Genomic DNA, 2,485 nt, shown 5'->3' with positions numbered 1-2,485 from the left:
GGTGCGCGCCCAGGACGTCGCCTACTCCCTGGCGCGGCTGCTCGACCCGGCCACCAAGTCGCCGGTGCGCGGCTTCTGGACCGGCGTGGCCGGCGCGGACAAGGTGAAGGGCGGCAAGGCCGAGGGCGCCGGCGGACGGCAGGCGGCCGATCGGGACCCTGGCGGCGAGCTGGCCGGCCAGCCTCCCCGGTTCGCCGGGTTCGACCAGGCCGGGGGCGGTGACCTCGCGGGAGCCGTTGCGCAGGATCAGTTCCACCGGCGGGCCGCCGCTCGGTGGCACGTACGGCACCGGCACCACCACGAACAGGTGCCCGTCACGCCGTACGACCGAGGACCCCGGCGACACCAGGGCGATGGACTCCGCGTAGGAGCGGGGGTCCACGCACACCTGGAGAGTGCCCCTCTCCGACCAGAACGGGACGATGAGGCGCTTGGGATGGTCGGCCACCGCGCCCGCGCAGGCGTGCCCCGCGTCCGTGCCGTACGGGCGGCCGGTGGCCCCGCCCGGACGACCCCCCGTGACGCGGGCCCTGGCGTGGTAGGAGCCGCCCTGCATCCTGGCGTGGATCTCCCACATGCCGCCGTCCAGCGGATGCCCCACGGCGACCGTGGAGACGTCCAGGCGGGCCTCCCCGGCCAGTACCAGCCGCACCTCGTCGCCGTCGCCCTTGACGTGGATCTCGCTCGTGGTGGGCACCGCGAACATCTCCCCCGTCTCCTCGTGCCGCACGAAGACGTGCAGTCGCGCCCGCGCGACCGCGTCGCCGACCTCGGTGAGCGCCGGGGGCAGCAGCAGCGGGTCGATGTCGGCGGGCGGGATCCAGTACAGCCGCTCCTCGGCCACCTGGAACCACAGCGGCGACCCGTCGGACTGGGTCAGCTCGCCCGCGAGGGACAGGTTGAGCACGCCGTTCTCCCAGCGGGCCTCGCGCAGCTCCACGCGCATGCCGACGCCCCGGGTGATGCCGGCCAGGATGGCGAGCTGGTCCAGCCGCCCGGCCCGCAGCAGCACGGCCACCGCGCGCAGGTGAATTGGCAGCAGCGGGTCCAGGCGGGACGGGAAGCGGCGTACGGCCAGCTCGCGCATCGCGCCGTACATCTCGGCCCGGTCCTTGGAGGAGGACAGGAACCTGCCGGTGGAGAAGGGCCGCAGCACCACCGTGCGGAACCAGTGGGCGTACATGCGGTCGCGCTGCCTGCCCGGCGGCGTGTGGTCGTCCACGATGTCGAGCAGCGCGTCGAGTTCGGCGGCGGCGTCGGCGGGCGGCTGCTCGCGGCGCGGCCGGGGGGTGACGCGGCAGCACACCGACTCGGCCACCACCGTGACGACGTTGGCCGCCAGGTACGCCCGCAGCACGAACTTCTCCTCGGCCAGCGGCCCGCCGCGCTCGTCGAAGCGCAGCCCGTGCTCCTCCAGGAAGGCCCGCCGGTAGAGCTTGTGCGGGGTGAGCTGGGTGAGCAGCCGGTCGCGCAGGATGTCGGCGCGGTCACGGTCCACCTGGGCGACCGCGGGCGGCAGGCCGCCGTCCTTGACGACCCGCCCGGCCAGTACGTCGGCCTCGGCGGCCATGGCCCGCTCGTACATCAGCCGCACCACCCCGGGCGGCATCCGGTCGCCCTGGTCGATCAGGTAGACGTACTCGCCCTGGGCGGCGGCCAGGCCCGCGTTGCGCGCCCGCATCGGCCAGCCCGCCCTGGGCAGGTGCAGTACCTGTACGTGGGGCCGGCCCACTGCCATGGCGTCGAGCCGGGACGCCACGCCGGGGGCCGACCCGGCATCGACGAGGATCACCTCGTAGCCGTCTGGTGGGAACGTCTGCTCAAGCACCGAGCGGATGCCCGCGTCCGCGTCTTGCCCGGGATCGCGGACCGGCATCACCACGCTGACCTTCACACCCATGCGAGCAAGCCTGCGCGCGGGCGGGGCCCGGCGCACTGCGGCTTGCCGACCCGGGCGGGAAGCACGGCGTGTGCATACCCGCCCTTGGGGCGTGAATTACGCCCCCGCGCGTACCGGCGCCTCAGTACCAGCCCACCCGCTGGGAGTGGCCCCAGGCGCCGCAGGGCGAGCCGTACCGGCCCTTGATGTACCCGAGCCCCCACTTGATCTGGGTGGCCGGGTTGGTCTGCCAGTCGCCGCCCGCGCGCACTGCGGCTTGCCGACCCGGGCGGGAAGCACGGCGTGTGCATACCCGCCCTTGGGGCGTGAATTACGCCCCCGCGCGTACCGGCGCCTCAGTACCAGCCCACCCGCTGGGAGTGGCCCCAGGCGCCGCAGGGCGAGCCGTACCGGCCCTTGATGTACCCGAGCCCCCACTTGATCTGGGTGGCCGGGTTGGTCTGCCAGTCGCCGCCCGCGCGCACTGCGGCTTGCCGACCCGGGCGGGAAGCACGGCGTGTGCATACCCGCCCTTGGGGCGTGAATTACGCCCCCGCGCGTACCGGCGCCTCAGTACCAGCCCACCCGCTGGGAGTGGCCCCAGGC

General features: G+C 74.3%; 1 protein-coding gene and 2 pseudogenes. All 3 read right to left on the bottom strand.

Going from position 1 to position 2,485, the window contains the following annotated elements:
- A partial coding sequence (locus C1I98_RS37870; protein WP_146607893.1) for a glycosyltransferase family 2 protein occupies positions 1 to 1,900 on the bottom strand: 1,900 nt, incomplete at its 3' end.
- A gap of 121 nt (positions 1,901 to 2,021) precedes the next feature.
- A pseudogene (locus C1I98_RS37865) lies at positions 2,022 to 2,141 on the bottom strand (aggregation-promoting factor C-terminal-like domain-containing protein); the annotation flags it as partial.
- 94 nt (positions 2,142 to 2,235) lie between these two features.
- Positions 2,236 to 2,358, bottom strand: a pseudogene (locus C1I98_RS37860) (aggregation-promoting factor C-terminal-like domain-containing protein); the annotation flags it as partial.
- Between the last annotated feature and the right edge of the window lie 127 nt (positions 2,359 to 2,485).

Origin of the sequence: Spongiactinospora gelatinilytica (genome assembly GCF_003236385.1) — a bacterium.
GTDB lineage: Bacteria > Actinomycetota > Actinomycetes > Streptosporangiales > Streptosporangiaceae > Spongiactinospora > Spongiactinospora gelatinilytica.
The sequence above is the reverse complement of the archived record's forward strand: the minus strand, read 5'-3'. Positions and strand labels throughout refer to the sequence as shown.